This is a genomic window from Paenibacillus sp. Dod16 (assembly GCF_049893405.1).
Taxonomy (GTDB): Bacteria; Bacillota; Bacilli; order Paenibacillales; family Paenibacillaceae; genus Paenibacillus_AQ.
In genome coordinates this window covers 1-18552 of the sequence record NZ_JBNDYG010000044.1, presented here as the reverse complement: position 1 = coordinate 18552, position 18552 = coordinate 1, and the positions used below count along the sequence as shown (strand labels likewise).

The window sequence follows — 18552 nt, the reverse complement described above, 5'->3', positions numbered from 1 at the left end:
TCACTACATAAAATAATGGGTGTCACAAAATCGCTTGTTGGGATTGTTATATAGGTAAACAAAGAAGGAGGTGAGCTCGCTTGCAGCCAACCATCCCCGGGGAAGCGGAAGGAAAAAGAGAAGCCATTGAAGCGGTTGTAGAACAAGTCAAATCAGGAAATAAACACGCATACCAAGCGATCATCCTCCAGTTTGAGCGGCAGATGTACACGTACTGCTACTATATTCTGAAGAATCATGCGGAGACCGAAGATGCGGTACAAGAAATTTTTATTCGTGCCTATGAACATCTTCATCAGTACAAGAGACAAGTGTCTTTCTCCGCCTGGTTGTATAAAATGGCCTATCATCATTTGATCAATATCAAAAAGAAGCAGAGCCGTTTTCTTAACCTGATGGAGCATTACAAGGAACAGCAGCCGGTTATGCAAATATCTCAGCACGAGCCGGTTGTGTACGAGCTGTTAACCTACCTGACAGCAGAAGAACGACACATATTGCTGCTGAAGGCGGTTGAACAGTATACCTTTGAGGAAATCAGCGACATTATGGGACTCAAATCGGCAACGATACGAAAGAAGTATGAACGGTTACGACGTAAACTGATGGACCGAATAAGCAAAAAAGGAGAGGTAGCACGTGGGACAATCGCCGAAACAAACGGAATTCGCTGAAATGAATGTACTTGAAGAAATGATATGTGAATCGTCTTTACCGAAGAATAGTATGAGCTATCAAATCATGAACAGGATTGGAGAACGTGAAATGACAAGAGCATCATCCAAACGGAAACCGAGTATTTTAAAAAGAACGATACTCGTTGCATCCGCGGCAGCAGTGTTGGGAGGAACCGTGATCGGGTCAGGATTTGTATCGCCGGTGATGGCGGCAACCCTAAAGCAAATCCCAGGGATCGGCGTGCTATTCAAAGGAACCAGCGAAGAAGCAGTTCATACCGCTATAAAGCAAGGGATTCTATCCGAACCTAACTTGAGCGTGACTCATGATGGCGTGACTTTGAAGATAGCTAACCTTCTATATGATGGAACCCGGCTGTCCTTTTTACTGGAGCGCGAGGGAGTGGATTTGCCGAGTACAGCTTCTCCTTATATAAGCAAAGATGCTGAAATAGTCGGAGGTAGCGACGAGTATGTTAAATCGAGACAAGTAGCTAAAGAAGATCAGGTAAAAGGATATATCGAAATGCCGCGAATTCTGGTAGACGGACAAGAAGTGAAATTTGGCGAAGGTGGGTTCGGAGACTATCCCCAACAAGATAATGCCTATCTCGTTGAGCTTACCAAGGATCTAGAATTGCCTGATCAATTCGAGCTGACCATTCAGGCTAACGTAACTAAAGTGAATGAAACGTTCGAGTTCAAGGTCCCTGTGAATGTCGCTAATAAGTCGGTTGTCGTGAAGCCAAACGATGCTACGAAATCGGATGGACAATTCAGTTATACCGTCAAGCAATTGGATATTTCACCGGTATCGACCCGTCTGGTTCTGGACAGTCAAGGTCTGGTTCCAGCTTCACCAGAGCAATCAGGCGATTACAGCGCGAGCATGGTCTATTATGAGCTTGTGGATGATCAAGGAAATGTGCTGACTCCTCGGAAGTTTGGTTACTTTAACAGCAAGCCCAAGACCGAATATCATATTGATGAATTGTTCAGTCCTGTAAACAGAACTCCGAAATCCATAACGATTAAGCCGTTTACCCTGACCGTAAACAACAAGGATTGGAGCGTTGTCGGTCATGGAAAGAACAGCCACGGGGATAAAACATATCTAACGGATCTGGAAATGATCATTCCGATTAAGCCGTAACAACGAGTGTAAACATAGAAGAGGCCCGCATATGCTGCGGGCCTCTCTCATTCTTCATCATTCACGCTTAAGTTTCGGCTCGGAATGTTTTGCCTAACGGGTTGCCAAGGCTATAATAATGCCGGAAATTATATATGATCGGGCTCCATTTGGCGGGATCAATGTGATGTTCATTCAAGACGATGTCGTGATGGGCATGCACGTGTACAGCCTCTGTTTCTACAATGGCAAACATGGATGAATAGTCAGGAAACCGAATGTGATTGACCTTGGCTTCAATCTGTATCGGACACTCCATGATACGAGTTGGCTTTACCGTGACAGAATCCGCAGGAATTAAACCGCTAATCGCGTATTTATCTTTTTCATATGTAAAACCGTTCGTTGCCTTACCATTAGGAACCGGATATTTTCCTGTATGAGGGGCTAATTGTTCAACATTTTCCCATAAGGAAGGGTCAGGAAGGTTGATGACACATTCCGGATGCCTTTCCAAGTTCTCTATCGCTTTACCCCCGAGTCCGATTCCTAAAATAATGTAATCTCCCAGCGCCCATGAAGAGGATATGGGACTAATATTTACGGTATTATCTTCATTTAGCGTATTGAGTAAAATAACCGGGGTTCCATAGTAAAGTATTTTCGGTTTAATGATGTCCGAGTTGATCATGCCTTTCATTTCCTTCATAAAATGTTCCTCCCATTAACTGTTCTATTCCAAACCATTGTAAAATAGAAAAGGTTCGATGCTCATCGAAATATGGATTACATCAGGAGGGATCGAGATGAATGCGAATTCGAACATAGCACAAGTAGCCTCACTCGTTAGCGATGCTTCTAGAGCGGCTATTTTAACCGTCTTATTGGATGGGCGATATCATCCGGCAAGCGAGCTGGCGTACATGGCAAACATCAAACCGCAAACGGCCAGCTTCCATTTATCGAAAATGGTAGCGGCGAATCTGGTCACTGTCGAACAACAGGGAAGACATCGTTATTACGGGATACAGAATCAGGAGGTTGCCCAGATCATGGAGACACTTCTATCCATAACGCCTCCGGTCGAAATAAGATCATTAAACCAGGCTGCGGAGAATGAAGCCTTACGTCAGGCAAGGACATGCTACGATCATCTTGCGGGGAAATTGGGAATCCAATTGACGAATTCATTGCTCAGCGCCGGGGTCCTATCCGAAGAGGAAGATCAATATACGGTTACAGAAAAAGGAGAGGACTTTTTCAAGGCATTTCAGGTCGATTTGAGTCGTGTTAAACGCAAACGCCGCTCTTTCACACATCGATGCCTGGATTGGAGTGAGAGACGACATCACCTGGCCGGGGCATTGGGACATGCCCTGCTAGAAAGGTTGCTCGAGTTACATTGGATACAACGCGTTCCAAGCACAAGAGCCATAAAAATCACGCCAGAAGGCAAGAAGGGATTGCAGGAAATATTCCATATTGACGTGGAGTAGGAACGGGGCTACGGTATAGGACTAATGGTGAAGGTAGACGCTGCAGATATACTTATGGATGCAGAAATATGAACGCAGTAAAACGGATGCAGAAAAATTAAAAGGACTGCTCTCGCCTCATCGGAAGATGAAGAAAGGCAGTCCTTGAATTAGAGATTAGCGCAGTGTTTTCAAAGCTCCGCTCCATGCAAGCACTTGATCAAGCATGCCATTCAGGTTGACGAGATGCAGATCAGCCGGTTTGAATACAGAGCCATTCTCGAAATCAGTGAATAACGAAAGCGCCGGGTGTACACGAACATCCGCTACGGACAATTCGCCCAGAATTCCACGCAGATGTTCGGCAGCACGAGCGCCGCCAACCGAACCATAACTCACGATGCCTGCAGCTTTGTTGTTCCATGGCTCACGAGCAAAATCGAGTGCATTTTTCAAAGCCCCAGAAATACTGTGGTTGTATTCTTGTACGATGAAGACAAAGCCGTCAAGACTGTTCAGCTTGTTGTTCCAAGCGGTAGCTTGCTTTGTAGCATCAGCTTCGCCCAAAAGCGGCAGCTTGTAATCAGCGATATCAACGATTTCGTAGTTTGCATCTCCGCGTTCATCAGCGATACGTTTAACCCATTCACCTACTTGCGGGCTTAAACGGCCTTGACGTGTGCTGCCTAGAATGATACCGATATTCAATTTGGACATTGTTGTTACCTCCTGATTATTTGAAATTTATTTTTACCGTGATGTATTTGTTATTTTGCATGAGCTAATCATAATCTCAGGGGGTTAACTTTGTCAAGTAGCTTACAAAAAGTTTGTGAAAATTATTCCAACATTTTTTGTCCCATTACGGTCCCAATGCGCCTGGATATGTTCCTGACAACGGACGGTGTTTTGTACCGCATAGACAGCAGTAATGTTATACTGATCATATGTCCTGAAACAATATTTCTGAAGCGGGATAAGCGGTAATTCAGCAACAAAAGTACATATACAGATTGGAGAGGTGAAGCAAGTATGGAACTTAGACAATTAAGATCCGACGAGTTTGAGATCAGCACCAAATTATCCGAATATGCCTTTCAATATACGCTAACACCGGAGCAGCGAGAATCCAATCAAAAACATTTTAAACCTGAACGCTTCTGGGGGATATTTGATGGAGAAGAGCTGCAAGCGAAACTGACCATCATCCCGCTGCAAGTTTATGTGCATGGAAACAAATTCGAAATGGGCGGTATTGCCGGTGTGGCAACATGGCCCGAGAACCGCAGACAGGGACATGTATCCACCTTGCTCAAGCATGCATTGCAAGAGATGAAGAGCAAAGGCCAGACCCTCTCCTTCCTGCATCCGTTTTCGATCCCGTTCTATCGTAAATTTGGCTGGGAACTTTACGCGGAATACAAAAAGTACACCATTCCGGTATCTAAATTCCCGCGTAAGGTGGAAGTGCCTGGCCGCATTGTAAGAGGCGTAACCGATATTCCAACACTGGACGGCATGTATCAAGCCTATGCCAGCCGCTATAACGGGACTCTTGTGCGTGATGAAGCATGGTGGACAAGATCCGTGCTGCAAGGCGACAATCACAGCGTTGTTTATTATTCAGCGGAGGGAAAACCGACGGGCTACGCGTTATATGAACTCAAAGACAAAGATCTTGTGTGCGACGAATTTGTGTACCTGAACGAAGAAGCACGAAGCGCACTCTGGACCTTTTTTGGAAACCATGATTCCAGGATTGAGCAGGTTACAATGACAATGGTACCTGGGGATGATCAGCTGCCATTCATGCTGCCGGATCCACGCGTTACCCAGGAAGTGGTCCCTTACTTCATGGCCCGAATCGTAGATTTGAAATCCTTTGTGGAGCAGTACGCTTTTGAGGCTCATCAGGAAGCCGTAATGACCTTAGAGGTGGAAGATTCCGCTGCGCCTTGGAATGCGGGCAGATGGAGGTTGTCCGTTAATCAAGAGGGGAAAGCGGAGCTGTCGGAGCTTCCGACCGATCAAGGGGAGCAGGCTGATCTGACCACCGATATTCAGACGTTGTCTGCTCTGTTTACGGGATATAAAAGACCACAGGCGCTGCATGCCATTCACCGGCTATCCGGGAATCCAAAGGCTGTAAAACAACTGGAAACGATGATCCCCGCCGGTCAAACCTATCTCATGGATTTCTTTTGAGAAAGGGAGAAGACTAGGTGATTCGCAGACTTTTGCCTGAAGAACTGGGGCGTCTCTTGGAAACGATCAACAGAGAGCAGCATTTCTTATACTATTCCTATCTCACATTTCGGAAGAATCATACCGTTCACTATGGGCAGTTCTCAGAACATGGAGAGCTGCTGGGTGTTGCGGCTTTCCTGAAGGGTCTGCCTTTTTACGCCTTTTCGGTGTATCCCCTTCAAACATCGTTTCGATTTCGGTCCGTGCTGACCCGAATGATTCAAGATCTGGAATTACCGGATGGGGCATTAGGGAGCTTTATCGTGAGTGAGGATGAATGGGAGGTTCTAAATCCTGAGGTTGATGTGACGAAACCTCCCGCAGGCATCCTTCTCATGAAGCATTGGCATCTTGAAGATTTGCCTGTAGGGGATAACGAAGTGTTTCGTTTAGGCCCATCGTACTTTGATATGATCGAGTCAAAAATGGCTGAGTTCCATTCAATGGCTTTTGCAAGGGAAGAGCTTCATCATCCGTTTTATGGGGTTGTTCAGGATCAGGAGCTCATCGCTGTCGGCGGATACCATATTTATAGCGATGATTATGTGGAGCTTGGAAATATCGGCACGGATGCTGCGTGGAGGAGACAGGGGTACGGCAAAAAGGTGTGCGCGGAATTGACCCGTAAGGGGCGTGCAATCACTCCCCATGTGTATCTGAATGTGCTGGAGGATAACCTAAGCGCGGTACGTTTATATCAGTCTCTGGGATATGTTACGGTGTGCAAACAGTACATCGTTGAATTCGGTCTATAGTTAGGAGCAAGGGGAAAGAAGCCTGATTTATCAGGCTTCTTTCGTTTTTTCATCGGAGGGTACAGGTTCAGCCCTGAACCTCACGCTTGGAATAAACATAAAGCTTCCCGTCATCTCCGTATTCCGCGTATGCGATGTCTTCCAGGGAGTCAAAACCTTGTTCCCGAGCTTTCGCTTGGATCTCGCCCTGTTCAATGGGTTTGCCCAGCATCGATTCCTCGAGCAGCTTTCCCTTGTCAATAACCGTTACCGTAAAGGTGTCCGGCTTGGCTGCTAGGCCCATATCCTGAGCCGTGGGCGGCTCGTACTCAGGTTTACGCATGACGGAAAGCGATCCGTCCGTTTCCAGTATGGCGTATTTGACTTCAGTTAACGAGAAAATGCTTTGCCGTCTCAGCATGGATAACAGCTGTTTATATTCCATATCGTATTTGTTCAACAATTTTTGGTTGAGCTTTCCGTTATCGATCAGGAGTACCGCCCGGCCTTCCGTTAAATATCCGAACTTAACAAAGTGGGTGGTTGCCTTCTCGAAGAGGTAAGACATCGTTGTCCAAAGCGCAAGCGCGAATAACAAATGATAAAGGTTTACCTTATCATCATAGAGGCTTGCCCCGACGATTTCACTCAGAATTAAGGAGGACAAGAAGTCAAGCGGTGTAAGCTGGCTGATGGTTTTTCTCCCCGTAACAAATGTGATGATCCATAACCCGAAAAAGCTGACGATTAGTTTAATCCCTAAATCTATAAACATATCCATGGACAACCCTCCTTCAGCGTTCATGTCATATGGTAAGATATTAAACGTTTAGGCTTCAAGGAGAAACAAGGGAGATTTAACCTCCCATTTCGAGGGTTGACGATTACTTGAGAATTTCCAAAAAGCTCTCCTTGATCCCCTAAAACTTTACTCTTTTTAAATCAACCACTTGAAAACGACGCTACGTCATCTTGTAAGATGTATGTTGTGATAGAAAATTACGATCGATGTCATGAATACATACAGAAGGAGATGGTCGGAATGAACAAGGGAGATGTCATTATTTACGCTTGCGTCATCATTGGAGCGGGTATCGGTTTAGCGCTGGACAGCGCGTTCCCAGGAGTTCTGGTCGGTTTAGGCGTTGGATATTTGATAAAAATCTCATGGAACCATGAAGAAAAGTAACCATGATAGAGATATTTACATAGGTTGTATTAGAGGGGAGTGGAAGTAATACAAATTAACATGGAGCTATCATTCGGATTGGGTTTGACAATTAGAAAAAACTGACTTATAGTACTTTACTATCAGCAACGATCAAAGACATGATTCTTGAAACGACCTGCCCAGAGAGGGAAGTGATTGGTGAAAGCTTCCTCCGTGATTGCTTCTTGAATTACCCCTTTGTAGCTGTGTTTTTGAACCCTGATCGCTCGTTCGACTATCGAGATATGGAACTAGAAAACACCGAATCATCCCCGTTACCGGATGTCTGAATGAGGATCCGATGAGCATGCTGCGATTTAGCCGCTGTAAGTCTGGATCAAATTAGGGTGGAACCACGAGCTGAACGCACTCGTCCCTTCGGGATCGAGTGCTTTTTTGCGTTCAATCTAAATTTGATGGAGGGATAACAATGTCAATCGTAGTAACGCTGCCAGACGGAAGTAAAAAGGAGTATCCCGCACAAACGACGATGGATCAAATCGCGGAATCCATCCATTCAGGTCTGAAGAAACAAGCCGTTGCAGCCAAAGTGAATGGGAAACTCGTGGATTTGGATCATAAGCTGTGTGAGGATGCGGAAGTAAGCATCATAACGCTGGATTCAGAGGATGGACTGTATGTGTATCGGCACAGCGCGGCTCATCTGATGGCCCAGGCCGTTAATCGGTTGTATGGCAGCCAGTCCGTCCATTTGGGGGTAGGACCTGTCATTGAGGATGGTTTTTATTATGATATGGATTTGGGGCACTCGATTACGTCTGAAGACTTGATTGCCATTGAGCGGGAAATGCAGAAGATCGTTCAGGAAGACCTGCCGATTATTCGCAAGGAGGTGGGTCGTCAGGAGGCCGAACGTATTTTCCAAGATGACCCGTACAAGATGGAGCTGATCCGCGAATTACCGGCGGACGAGGTCATTTCGGTGTATGAGCAGGGAGAGTTCGTTGATTTGTGCAGGGGGCCGCATCTTCCTTCAACGGGCAGAATCAAGGCATTCAAATTAATGAGTGTGGCGGGCGCTTATTGGCGGGGGAGCTCGGACAATAAAATGCTGCAAAGAATATATGGAACGGCGTTTCCCAAGAAGTCGCAGCTCGAGGAGCATCTGCTGCTGCTTGAAGAGGCCAAGAAACGGGATCATCGGAAGCTGGGTAAAGAGCTCGGGCTCTTTATGTTCTCGGAGGAAGCACCGGGCATGCCTTTCTTTTTGCCGAACGGGATGATCATCCGCAATGAGCTGGAGCAATTCGCAAGAGGACTTCAGTTCCATCGCGATTATGATGAAGTGCACACGCCGCTGATGATGAACAAGCGGCTGTGGGAAATGTCCGGTCACTGGGATCACTACAAAGACAATATGTATTTCACGCAAGTGGACGAGACGGAGTATGCGCTGAAGCCGATGAATTGTCCAGGGCATATGTTAGTCTACAAAAACTCGCTGCATTCCTACCGAGAGCTGCCCATTCGCATTTCCGAATTTGGCCAGGTGCACCGCCATGAATTCTCAGGGGCACTGAACGGTATGATGCGGGTGCGCACGTTTTGTCAGGATGATGCGCATATTTTTGTAAGACCTGATCAGATCCAGGAAGAAATCAAGCAGGTTATCGATTTTATCAGCCAGGTTTATCAAGTGTTTGGCTTTGATTATACAATTGAGTTATCGACAAGACCGGAAGATTCCATGGGCTCTGAGGAATTGTGGGAGCAGGCGGAGTCTTCCCTGAAGCAGGTGCTGGATCAACTGGGGCTGCCGTACCGGATTAATGAAGGGGATGGCGCGTTTTATGGTCCGAAAATCGATTTTCATATCTTGGATTCCTTAAAGCGAAGCTGGCAATGCGGCACCATTCAACTGGATTTCCAATTCCCTGAAAAATTCGATCTTTCGTATATCGGAGAAGATAACCAGAAGCATCGGCCGGTTGTTATTCACCGGGCGGTATTTGGATCCATCGAGCGATTTATCGGGATTCTTACAGAGCATTACGGCGGGGCTTTCCCGATGTGGTTGGCTCCCGTACAGGTTATGATCATACCGGTATCCGACCATTATATCGATTACTCGTTAAAGGTGAAGAAGCGTCTGGAAAATGCCGGCATACGGGTGAACGTCGATGTAAGAAATGAAAAGCTGGGTTATAAAATCCGTGAGGCGGGTCTGCTGAAAACGCCTTACACGCTTGTTCTTGGCGAGAAGGAAATGAACTCCGATCATGTATCCGTCCGTAAACGGGGCGAGGGCGAACTTGGAGAGAGTGCCTTAGATGATGTGATCGCAAGGCTTCGGAATGAGATTGAGTCCAGGGGGATTTGAACATCCCATTGATGATATTCATCACCGTGCTTGATCCTTGGACATGGTATCATTTGGATGTTCGTCTTTAAATGATGAATGTAAATGATGAAGGAGAGTGTACCGTTGCAAACGTACCAGAGCAAGGAAGCTTTCATCGCTGAAATTCAACGAACGTATAGCCTTTTTGACCAAGAATTTGATGAGGTACCAGAGGATGAAAGGAATCTTCGTATTGGCGAAGTCGATAGAACACCCCAAGAGATGATTTCCTATCAGCTGGGATGGCTAACGCTGGTGATGAGCTGGGAGAAGGATGAACTTGCGGGTAAAGAAGTTACGACGCCAACCCCTGACTTAAAATGGAATCAGTTGGGGGCGTTGTATCAGCAATTCTATCATACGTATGATGGATATTCTTTGGAAGAATTACGTTCGTTGTTAAAGCAGAGGACAAATGAATGGTGTGAATGGATCAGCGGCTTACGTGAGGAAGAGTTGTTTCATTCAGGCGTTCGTAAGTGGACGGTAACCGGTGCCAATTGGCCGATGTGGAAATGGCTGCACATCAATTCCGTCGCGCCGTTCAAAAGCTTCAGAACCAAAATCCGAAAGTGGAAAAAGCATGCCGGCTAGCCCATATTACTCGGCAGACAAAACGATTCGAGGTTATCTCGAATCGTTTTTTTCGTTGGAATCGAATGAAAAGGGACAGGTTTGTTCCTTTATCACCACCTTAGGGGCGCAAAAGTCAAAATATTGCACATCAAGGCAAAAATCGGCTCTACAAGAACCGGGTGACTCTCCTTATCATGAATCGTAATCATGATGGATTGGAAGGGAGCACGACGTTATGTGGAGCAGTGCGATTAAAGATGCTGTAGAGAAAATCCGGAAGAACATGGATACCTTCGGGACAAGATTTCCCCACGTCAGCAGGGACGGCGCTTATTTGCTGAATGACAATGACGACTGGACGAACGGTTTCTGGAGCGGACTTCTCTGGCTATGTTATGAATACACGGGCGACGAGGCCTTTCAATTGGGCGCGAAACGAACGGTAGAAGATTTTCGCCGCCGCTTTGCAGAAAAAAAGGTGCTTGATCATCACGATATCGGATTTCTGTATTCCTTGTCCTCCAAAGCGGAGTGGATCGTTGAGAAGAACGAGAGCGCCCGCCAATTGACGCTTGAGGCTGCCGACTTGCTGCTGAAACGCTGGCGTCCAGACGGAGGATATATTCAAGCGTGGGGTCCTGAAGGAGATCAACAGGAGGGCGGTCGCATCATTATCGATTGTTTGATGAATCTGCCGCTGCTGTTCTGGGCGGGACAGCAAACCGGTAAGTCCCAGTATAGAGACATCGCAATCATGCAGGCGGAGAAGACAAGACGTTATCTGGTGCGGGGAGATGACAGTTCATACCACACCTTTTTCTTCGATCCGCTTACAGGGGAGCCGATCGGCGGTGCCACGCATCAGGGCTTTACGAACGGCTCGACCTGGACGCGGGGACAAGCGTGGGGGGTGTACGGCTTCGCACTGGCTTACCAATATACAGGAGATCGTGTATACCTGGAAACCTCCAAACGAATGGCGAAGTATTTCCTGAAGCACTTACCGGAGGATCATGTCGCCTTTTGGGACTTTAACGCCCCCGTAAGCGCTGATACTTACCGCGACAGCTCTGCCTCCGCCATTGTGGCAGCAGGCTTGCTGGAACTGATTGGACATTTGGATGAGGAGGATCCGGAAAGAACCGACTTTGAGCAAAGCCTGGAGTTTTCCATGACCTCGCTGGTACGAAATTACTCTACGATCGGCAAGGAGGCGGAGGGTCTGCTGCAGCATGGCTCTTATCATGTACGCGGCGGATTGTCACCGGATGATTTCATGATCTGGGGGGATTATTTTTACCTGGAAGCTTTGATTCGGATGGAGACCGGGAGCAAGGGGTACTGGTATGAACGCTGATGCCACGGAAGCTTCGGTGAATGCCGTATGGGCTCTTTTGAATCTGGAGGATCCCGTTATGCGTTCGATGCAGGATGCAGATGATCAAGGCCATCGGCGCGATATGCTGTGTAAGCTGCATAAACATTTCTCCTGTCGGAACACACCCGGATGGTGGATGAGCAGTGAGGATCAGCAGAAAATTTCGGATTATGTGAAGCAATTCTGTGCAGATGAACTGGAAACCGTCATGAAGACGGCGGATGAGGTGGTGCAGCAGACGTTCCTGTTCCGCTTTCCATGGGATATGGAACGGAGCGTGATTCCCGTTACATTTGACGGTGATATTGACTGGTGCCATATTCCCGATCAAGACGTGGAGTGGACTTATATGCTGAATCGCCACCGCTATTGGGTGGCGCTGGGACAAGCGTATGTGATGACAGGCGATGAGAAGTATGCAGCGGTGTTTAGCCAGCAGCTTGAAGACTGGATCGATCGGAATCCTGTCCCTAGAGAACCAACGACGGATACGTTGACATGGCGTCCGATCGAGGCGGGTCTGCGCAGCGTGAACTGGATCAAGGCACTTCGATACGTGATCGGTAGCCCTTCCCTGACTCCGTCATTGCTCGGTAAAACGCTGATTTCGCTTCACGAGCACGGGGAGTATTTGGCTGCTTCCTTCACCAGCTGGAAGCATATCAGCAACTGGGGAGTACTGGAAACCTGCGGCTTATACCATATTGCACTGTTCTTCCCCGAGTTCAGCAAGTCAGCACGGTGGCGGGAAATGGGAGAAGAGAGACTGATGGAGACGGCGAGGATTCAGATTATGGCGGATGGCATTCATTGGGAGCAATCGCCTACATACCATCATGAGGTGCTGGTTTGTTATCTTGACTGCATTCACCTCGCCAATCTCAACGGGTTGGAGCTCGACGGTCCATTTCGGCGTACGGTCCGCGAGATGGCCGAAGCCTCTCTATACTGGGCGAAGCCGAATCACAGACAGCCGATGCTGGGAGACAGCGACGATAGCGATATTCGTGGTATTCTGACCTATGCCGCGTGGTTATTTGGGGATTCCGTTCTGAGATATGGCGGCCATGCTCGACCGGATTATGATAATGCCTGGCTGTTCGGCATAGACGGAATCCGGGAGTACAAAGCTATGGTTCCAGCGGAGCCGCCATGTCAGAGCCGGGCTTTAACCCATTCCGGTCATTATACGATGCGAACGGGTTGGGACGAAGATGCATTGTACCTTTATTTTCACTGCGGCCCGCTTGGCGGAGGCCACGGTCACGCCGATATGCTGCACGTGGATCTTCATGCCTACGGCCGTGATCTGCTCACGGATCTTGGAAGGTATAACTATAGCGACCATACACCGCTGAGAAAAGCATTAAAGGAGAGCTCAGCCCATAACACAACGGTTGTCGACGGAATCGGGTTTACCGGAATCAAGGACACCTGGTCTTTCGACCGGATTGCCGCGCCGCTAGGCTGCAAATGGGTCAGCAGGCCGGAGTTTGACTATGTCGAGGGGGCGCATGACGGCTATCTCTATGGGAATGAACCGTTGTATCCGCGGAGAAGGATCATTTTTGTTAAGCCTTATTTTTGGCTGCTGATCGACAGCTTGGTGTGCCTTGAGCAGCATACCTTTACCCAGAATTTTCATTTTCCGCACCCGCCAGGAGAAGTCGGGATCGAAGCGGAGTCATTGATATGCCGTACTAACACCCCCGGGGAGGCGAATCTATCGATTATCCCCGTACGCACAGACGGTCTGCGCGGAGAAGTTGGCGAGGGTGTAATATCCCGCGAGTATAACCTGTTGGAACCGAATGCGAATGTGACTTACTCCCGGACGGGAAAAGGATTGATCAGCATCATGCAAGTGCTGTATCCTCATCGTCCAGGCGAAACGGCTTCTCCGCGAGTCCGTAAGGTCCCGGTATACCGTCATACGGGTGAGCGGGTTCATGACGGGCAAGCGGAGGCATGCGGTGTTCAGCTCCTGGGAATGGAAGAGGAGTTTATACTCGTTGTTAGTCACCGTGCACCGTCCGGCCATTATGATTCTTATGTGGTGGAGGACATGCAGATCTTCGGGGAGATTGTGCTGATGACCCTTCAAGGGGGAAAAAAGCAAGCAACCGTCATCATTTAATGAATGCTTCCAGCACAGAGGACTGATAGAATAAAGAGGACAAGAGCATAAGAGAGGCGCAGAGAAAATGTTCAAATTCACCTACTACAAACGCATCCAGCTGTCGTTTCTTTTGCTGATCTTTATTCCGCTGATAGCGGTTTCTATCATTTCGTTTGTTCTGATTCGGGATACGATGGTAGAGAAGCTGCAGCTCAGCAACGAGAATGTCCTGAACGTCATGACGGATGAGCTGAGCAAGACGATTGACGATGTCACGTTTGCTTCCCATTTTATCGTGAACGATACGAATGTTCGCAATATCCTGAAGTCATTCGCAGACACCAAACGGCTGGCTACTTATCAAGATTATGTACATTTTAGACAAATTCAGGACGTATTTTCCCTGATTAATTCCAAGCCGCTGAATAATAACGTTCGCATGTACTTGGTCAACCGTCAGCATTTTGTCATCTCATCCGGCACGGAGGATTTGACCGCCCTTAACGGAAGCCTCGACAAACTGATGGAGCGCGTCGATCTCAGTAAACCGGAAACCCTGCAATGGCTTGGGATGACCGGCGGCGACTCGTCAGGGAAAGGCAAGAGTTATTATATTGCCAGGGTGATCTATGACAGCCGAGAGAAGAGGCAAGTGTCCGTATTGCTTAGTGCCATTTCCGATTCGTACTTCAACAAGCTGCTGGGTACGATCGACTTCGGCAAGGTGGCGCTCTTTGATGCAAACGGGGAATTCATCGCAGGCAATTCCGGGTTGATCCCGCATCATACGGAGACCAAGGGCAGTGTCCGAACGGACAGAACCATATTGAAATCGAACTGGAAGCTGGGTTACGAGGCCTCGGAGAAAGAGTGGTCGGGGCAAATCTCCCGGACCTTTTATACCGGTCTTGCCGGGGTTCTGCTGCTATTTCTCGTGTTCTCCGGGATGTCCATCCTGATCGCCAAAAGGCTGCACAGTCCGATTCTCAAGCTGCAGCGGGTCGTACGCCAGTTCGGAATGGGAAACCTGGATGTCAGACTGGAGGTCAAGGGCAAGGATGATATCGCCGAATTGGGGCAGACGCTGAATACGATGCTCGATCAATTGCAGCGGCTGATCCATGATATCGAACAGGAGCAGGAGCAGAAGCGAGTGATGGAGCTCGAGGCCTTGTTTATGCAAATCCGCCCTCATTTTTTGATTAACACGCTGAATTCGATCAAATGCAGCCTGATCTTGACGAAGGATACGCTTCACAGTGGAATTATTGATTCCCTGATGAGTTTGCTCCGAGCCTATCTCAAGGTCAATGAGCCGGCCACCTTACGCGAGGAATGCAAGCTGCTGGGCCACTATGTTGACATTATGAAAATCCGCAATGAAATCCCGCTTCATTTACAGGTTGATCTGGATCCGGAAACCGAGGGACTCATCTTGCCGAAACTTATTTTGCAGCCCATCGTTGAGAATGCCATCGTCCACGGGCTTGTTGATCATCAAACTCCATGCATTGAGATCCGTTCCCGTAGCAACCCGGACGGAATCAGAATCGAGATTATCAACAATGGCTTCGGGGCCGATGAAGACATGCTCCAATGTCTAAACCGTAGACTTGGAAAACCAAGCGGCGAGCAGGATGGAGCTTATGAGAGAGTCGGTCTTATGAACGTGATTCAAAGACTCCGATTGACCTTCGGACAGGAAGCGAGTTTGACACTCGCCAACCTTCCGCAGGGTGGAATGTCAGTTTCACTGTACTTGCCCCAAAGTCATCATCATGGTTTTTTACCGGAGGGAGAGGAAGAATGATGTACAGAGTAATGCTCATAGACGATGATGTTCCTATGCTCAAGGTACTGCAACAGATGATTGACTGGGAGGCAAACAATCTGCAGATTGCCGGCAGTACGTATTCCAGCGCGAAAGCGATGCATATGTTTGAGGAAGTCCGGCCGGACATTGTCATTACGGATATCGGACTGCCACAGAAAAACGGCATTGAGCTGGCGGACCATTTTATTCGCATAAAGCCGGAGGTTCGGATTATCTTCCTGACGTGTCATGAGGATTTTCATTATGCCCAGCAGGCCGTAAAACTGCAGGCGGATGACTATTTGATCAAGGATCAGCTTACGGCAGAGCAGCTGGAACAGAGCCTCGGCAAGTCCATGCACTTGTTAAAGACGCGGGCTGGTCTGATTAATCGCGAGGCAGCGAGTTACAATAGTCAGCTCTTTCGGCAGGATTTGCTGCAAAAGGTGATCAATGGCTCTCCCTCCGAGGCCACTTTGGCTTATGCGGCGCAGATCGGCATCTCCTGGACGTATCCGTGGTTTATGCTGGGGCTGGTCAGCATTCAGCTCTCCAGCTTTGACAAGCGTTTCAGACAATCGGAATTTCCGCTGATTTTATACGCTGTCTACAATATCGCGATGGAATTGTCCGAATCGTATGAAGGGATTACGCCGTTCATGGAGCAGGGGAACATTGTGATTCTGCATAACTTTAGGGTGAACCTCGCACAGAATGCCAGCTTGCATCTCCATAATTATTTGCAGCGGCTGCGTTATCAGTGCGTCCATTTTCTCAAAATTCAACCGAACGTAATCGCGGTTACGGACAAAATGGAACTAAGCTCGATTGGCTCCATTTATCAGGAAATTCTTCATGACAAATGCGAGTTTTACGAAAATTCCGACTATACGATATCCGAAGTTTCTCAAATAAGGTCGCGGTGGTTTCAAGCCGCGCCTCAGGGATTTCTAGATAGCTACGTTTCGGAGCTGGAAAGGAAACTCATCAAGCAGGACCTCGACGGTATTCGCACGACCCTGCACAAAATCGCCGGCACCGCGAAAGAGCTGTCAATTGATCCGGCCGACTTTGCCAGGGACCTTTCCACCATGCTGCGAGGTATCGAGCTGATGTTCTCCAGTCTCAAATTCGATGAGGATTTGTTTGCCTATCTTGCTTTAGCTCGCACCTTGGAAGATATGATGGAATTAGTGGAGAGAAAGCTGACCCAGATTATCGGAACCCGGCAAGCGGGAGTGGGAAGCTCCACGAATGAGCCGAAGCTGCAGGTGATCCAGCAATATATCGATCAGCATCTTGACGACAACATTACGTCGATCGACATGGCACGCTATCTGTTTTTGAATCCGAGCTATTTTTCGCGCTATTTCAAACGGATGACGGGGTTGACCTTTACGGATTACGTGCATCAATACAAAATGAAGATGGCTACCAAAATGCTCAGAATGTCCGGACAAAATCTGGAGTCCTTAGCTATGGGATTAGGTTATTCGGATCGGACGTATTTTTCAAAAGTGTTTAAAAAATACGTTGGGACCACACCCAGCGAATATAAAGCGAAGTACACCGCACGAAAATAAGCGGACCGCTACCACTTCATTCTTATAAGCATCGAAGCTTAGGCTCCACTTTGTGGGGCTTCTTTTGGTCAAAATCTTGCACATGGCTGGTCATAATCCCTCCTTCTTGCCGATGGCGGATGTATTACTATAATGACAACTTACAAATTGTTGAGGTGATGCTACATGGAGGCTGTACAACAACCAGTGCCCAAGAGCCGGCGGAAGTTTTGGACTCCCAAGCGGAAAGAGGCTTTGATCGGGTGGCTGTTTCTGGCCCCGGAAATCGTCGGGATGCTGCTATTAAATGTGTTTGCTCTTGGATTTTCTTTGTATTTGAGCTTTTCCGATTGGGATATGCTGTCAGGTGTCCAGGGGATCGAGTTTACCGGATTTGATAACTACATCAAGATGTTCCATGATCCGACCATTATTCAAGCGATAAAAAACAATTTGATCTATATGGTTCTTACAGTGCCGATCCCGATTGCCATCGCTCTGGTGCTTTCGGTTTTGATTCACAACAGCGTGTTCTTCAAGAGTTACTTTAAAGTCGCGTTCTTCATTCCTTATATCTCTTCGATTATCGCAGTTGCTGCGGTGTGGAGCGCATTATTCCACCCATCGCTGGGACCGATCAACCAGTTTCTGATGGATCTCGGGATCAGCAATCCGCCGAAATGGCTGGTCGATCCGAAAACGTCGCTTCTGGCGATTTCGATCATCAGTTCCTGGGCGGGCCTGGGCTACACGATCATTATCTATATGGCCGGGCTTACGAACATTTCGAATGAAATTTATGAAGCGGCGGATATTGACGGTGCCAGTGCAATTAAAAAGTTTTTTGCGATTACGGTTCCGATGCTCCGTCCGACAACCTTCTTCCTGTTAATTACGATGTTGATCGGCTCGTTTAAAGTGTTTGACATCATCGCCTTTTTAACGGAAGGCGGCCCGAACAATTCTTCTACCGTGCTTGTATTCCGCATCTATGAGGAAGGCTTTCAATATTACAATATGGGATACGCTTCGGCCATTTCCTGGTTGCTGTTCGCGATTATCGGTCTGATTACCGCGCTCACCTGGAAAATGAGAAATGAAGAATAAGGAGGGAGAGGAATGTACATGCAGCTTCTTCGAAAAAACCTGTCCAAAGTGGTAGTCACCTTTATCATGGGGGCATTGTCCATTGTGTTTCTCGTACCGCTCATCTGGATGATTTCCGCGGCTTTTAAATATGAGAAGGATGTTATGCGATTCCCGATTC

At 47.8% G+C, this 18552-nt stretch carries 16 protein-coding genes and 1 pseudogene; 14 read left to right on the top strand and 3 right to left on the bottom strand.

All coding sequences use genetic code 11. The features are described from left to right. Positions 1-80: 80 nt before the first annotated feature. Entirely contained in the window at positions 81-674 is a 594-nt protein-coding gene (locus tag ACPV3A_RS28555; RefSeq protein ID WP_426202879.1) for an RNA polymerase sigma factor, read from the top strand. Continuing rightward, the gene (locus ACPV3A_RS28550; RefSeq protein WP_426202877.1) at positions 640-1830 is read left to right on the top strand and encodes a DUF4179 domain-containing protein; all 1191 of its coding nucleotides are present in this window, start codon (positions 640-642) and stop codon (positions 1828-1830) included. The genes ACPV3A_RS28555 and ACPV3A_RS28550 overlap by 35 nt, the downstream gene beginning before the upstream one ends. A gap of 67 nt (positions 1831-1897) precedes the next feature. Here the strand turns inward: ACPV3A_RS28550 and ACPV3A_RS28545 are convergent, their stop codons facing one another. Beyond that, entirely contained in the window at positions 1898-2518 is a 621-nt protein-coding gene (locus ACPV3A_RS28545; protein WP_426202875.1) for a flavin reductase family protein, read from the bottom strand. A gap of 97 nt (positions 2519-2615) precedes the next feature. On the opposite strand from ACPV3A_RS28545, the gene ACPV3A_RS28540 reads away from it, so the two are divergent. Beyond that, complete coding sequence (locus ACPV3A_RS28540; RefSeq protein ID WP_426202872.1) at positions 2616-3305, top strand: ArsR/SmtB family transcription factor; 690 nt, start codon at positions 2616-2618, stop codon at positions 3303-3305. 156 nt (positions 3306-3461) lie between these two features. Here ACPV3A_RS28540 and ACPV3A_RS28535 read toward each other — a convergent pair whose 3' ends face one another. Continuing rightward, positions 3462-4001, bottom strand: a complete 540-nt coding sequence (locus ACPV3A_RS28535) for an NADPH-dependent FMN reductase (RefSeq protein WP_426202870.1) — start codon at positions 3999-4001, stop codon at positions 3462-3464. 315 nt (positions 4002-4316) lie between these two features. On the opposite strand from ACPV3A_RS28535, the gene ACPV3A_RS28530 reads away from it, so the two are divergent. Both ACPV3A_RS28530 and ACPV3A_RS28525 read left to right on the top strand, forming a co-directional pair. Next, entirely contained in the window at positions 4317-5489 is a 1173-nt protein-coding gene (locus tag ACPV3A_RS28530; protein ID WP_194542295.1) for a GNAT family N-acetyltransferase, read from the top strand. 17 nt (positions 5490-5506) lie between these two features. Continuing rightward, on the top strand, positions 5507-6286 hold the full coding sequence (locus tag ACPV3A_RS28525) for a GNAT family N-acetyltransferase (RefSeq protein WP_426202867.1): 780 nt from the start codon (positions 5507-5509) through the stop codon (positions 6284-6286). 67 nt (positions 6287-6353) lie between these two features. Here ACPV3A_RS28525 and ACPV3A_RS28520 read toward each other — a convergent pair whose 3' ends face one another. Further along, on the bottom strand, positions 6354-7046 hold the full coding sequence (locus tag ACPV3A_RS28520) for a DUF421 domain-containing protein (RefSeq protein ID WP_426202864.1): 693 nt from the start codon (positions 7044-7046) through the stop codon (positions 6354-6356). A gap of 261 nt (positions 7047-7307) precedes the next feature. On the opposite strand from ACPV3A_RS28520, the gene ACPV3A_RS28515 reads away from it, so the two are divergent. The 9 genes and pseudogenes from ACPV3A_RS28515 to ACPV3A_RS28475 form a co-directional block, all read left to right on the top strand. Further along, positions 7308-7454 carry a hypothetical protein gene (locus ACPV3A_RS28515; protein ID WP_194542298.1) on the top strand — a complete coding sequence of 49 codons (147 nt, stop codon included), beginning with the start codon at positions 7308-7310 and terminating at the stop codon, positions 7452-7454. A 451-nt stretch (positions 7455-7905) separates the two neighbouring features. Continuing rightward, positions 7906-9816 carry a threonine--tRNA ligase gene (gene thrS / locus ACPV3A_RS28510; RefSeq protein WP_426202862.1) on the top strand — a complete coding sequence of 637 codons (1911 nt, stop codon included), beginning with the start codon at positions 7906-7908 and terminating at the stop codon, positions 9814-9816. A 105-nt stretch (positions 9817-9921) separates the two neighbouring features. Continuing rightward, entirely contained in the window at positions 9922-10431 is a 510-nt protein-coding gene (locus ACPV3A_RS28505; protein WP_426202860.1) for a ClbS/DfsB family four-helix bundle protein, read from the top strand. A 217-nt stretch (positions 10432-10648) separates the two neighbouring features. Beyond that, on the top strand, positions 10649-11770 hold the full coding sequence (locus tag ACPV3A_RS28500) for a glycoside hydrolase family 88 protein (RefSeq protein ID WP_426202858.1): 1122 nt from the start codon (positions 10649-10651) through the stop codon (positions 11768-11770). Next, positions 11760-13928 (top strand): alginate lyase family protein, encoded by a 2169-nt coding sequence (locus ACPV3A_RS28495; RefSeq protein WP_426202856.1) that lies wholly within the window; start codon positions 11760-11762, stop codon positions 13926-13928. The genes ACPV3A_RS28500 and ACPV3A_RS28495 overlap by 11 nt, the downstream gene beginning before the upstream one ends. A gap of 67 nt (positions 13929-13995) precedes the next feature. Then, positions 13996-15720: a cache domain-containing sensor histidine kinase gene (locus tag ACPV3A_RS28490; RefSeq protein ID WP_426202854.1), complete on the top strand. Its 1725-nt coding sequence runs from the start codon at positions 13996-13998 to the stop codon at positions 15718-15720. Next, on the top strand, positions 15717-17306 hold the full coding sequence (locus ACPV3A_RS28485; protein WP_426202852.1) for a response regulator transcription factor: 1590 nt from the start codon (positions 15717-15719) through the stop codon (positions 17304-17306). The genes ACPV3A_RS28490 and ACPV3A_RS28485 overlap by 4 nt, the downstream gene beginning before the upstream one ends. Positions 17307-17471: 165 nt before the next feature. After that, a complete protein-coding gene (locus tag ACPV3A_RS28480; protein WP_426202850.1) occupies positions 17472-18392 on the top strand; it encodes a carbohydrate ABC transporter permease in 921 nt (306 codons plus the stop codon). 12 nt (positions 18393-18404) lie between these two features. Next, positions 18405-18552 (top strand): annotated as a pseudogene (locus tag ACPV3A_RS28475) (carbohydrate ABC transporter permease); the annotation flags it as partial.

What these genes read in the sequence shown, in the direction of transcription:
- ACPV3A_RS28520 (WP_426202864.1), bottom strand. Translation starts at nt 7,046, where the DNA reads ATGGATATGTTTATAGATTTAGGGATTAAACTAATCGTCAGCTTTTTC.
- ACPV3A_RS28515 (WP_194542298.1), top strand. Translation starts at nt 7,308, where the DNA reads ATGAACAAGGGAGATGTCATTATTTACGCTTGCGTCATCATTGGAGCG.
- ACPV3A_RS28530 (WP_194542295.1), top strand. Translation starts at nt 4,317, where the DNA reads ATGGAACTTAGACAATTAAGATCCGACGAGTTTGAGATCAGCACCAAA.
- ACPV3A_RS28495 (WP_426202856.1), top strand. Translation starts at nt 11,760, where the DNA reads ATGAACGCTGATGCCACGGAAGCTTCGGTGAATGCCGTATGGGCTCTT.
- ACPV3A_RS28480 (WP_426202850.1), top strand. Translation starts at nt 17,472, where the DNA reads ATGGAGGCTGTACAACAACCAGTGCCCAAGAGCCGGCGGAAGTTTTGG.
- ACPV3A_RS28540 (WP_426202872.1), top strand. Translation starts at nt 2,616, where the DNA reads ATGAATGCGAATTCGAACATAGCACAAGTAGCCTCACTCGTTAGCGAT.
- ACPV3A_RS28500 (WP_426202858.1), top strand. Translation starts at nt 10,649, where the DNA reads ATGTGGAGCAGTGCGATTAAAGATGCTGTAGAGAAAATCCGGAAGAAC.
- thrS (WP_426202862.1), top strand. Translation starts at nt 7,906, where the DNA reads ATGTCAATCGTAGTAACGCTGCCAGACGGAAGTAAAAAGGAGTATCCC.
- ACPV3A_RS28485 (WP_426202852.1), top strand. Translation starts at nt 15,717, where the DNA reads ATGATGTACAGAGTAATGCTCATAGACGATGATGTTCCTATGCTCAAG.
- ACPV3A_RS28535 (WP_426202870.1), bottom strand. Translation starts at nt 4,001, where the DNA reads ATGTCCAAATTGAATATCGGTATCATTCTAGGCAGCACACGTCAAGGC.
- ACPV3A_RS28545 (WP_426202875.1), bottom strand. Translation starts at nt 2,518, where the DNA reads ATGAAGGAAATGAAAGGCATGATCAACTCGGACATCATTAAACCGAAA.
- ACPV3A_RS28490 (WP_426202854.1), top strand. Translation starts at nt 13,996, where the DNA reads ATGTTCAAATTCACCTACTACAAACGCATCCAGCTGTCGTTTCTTTTG.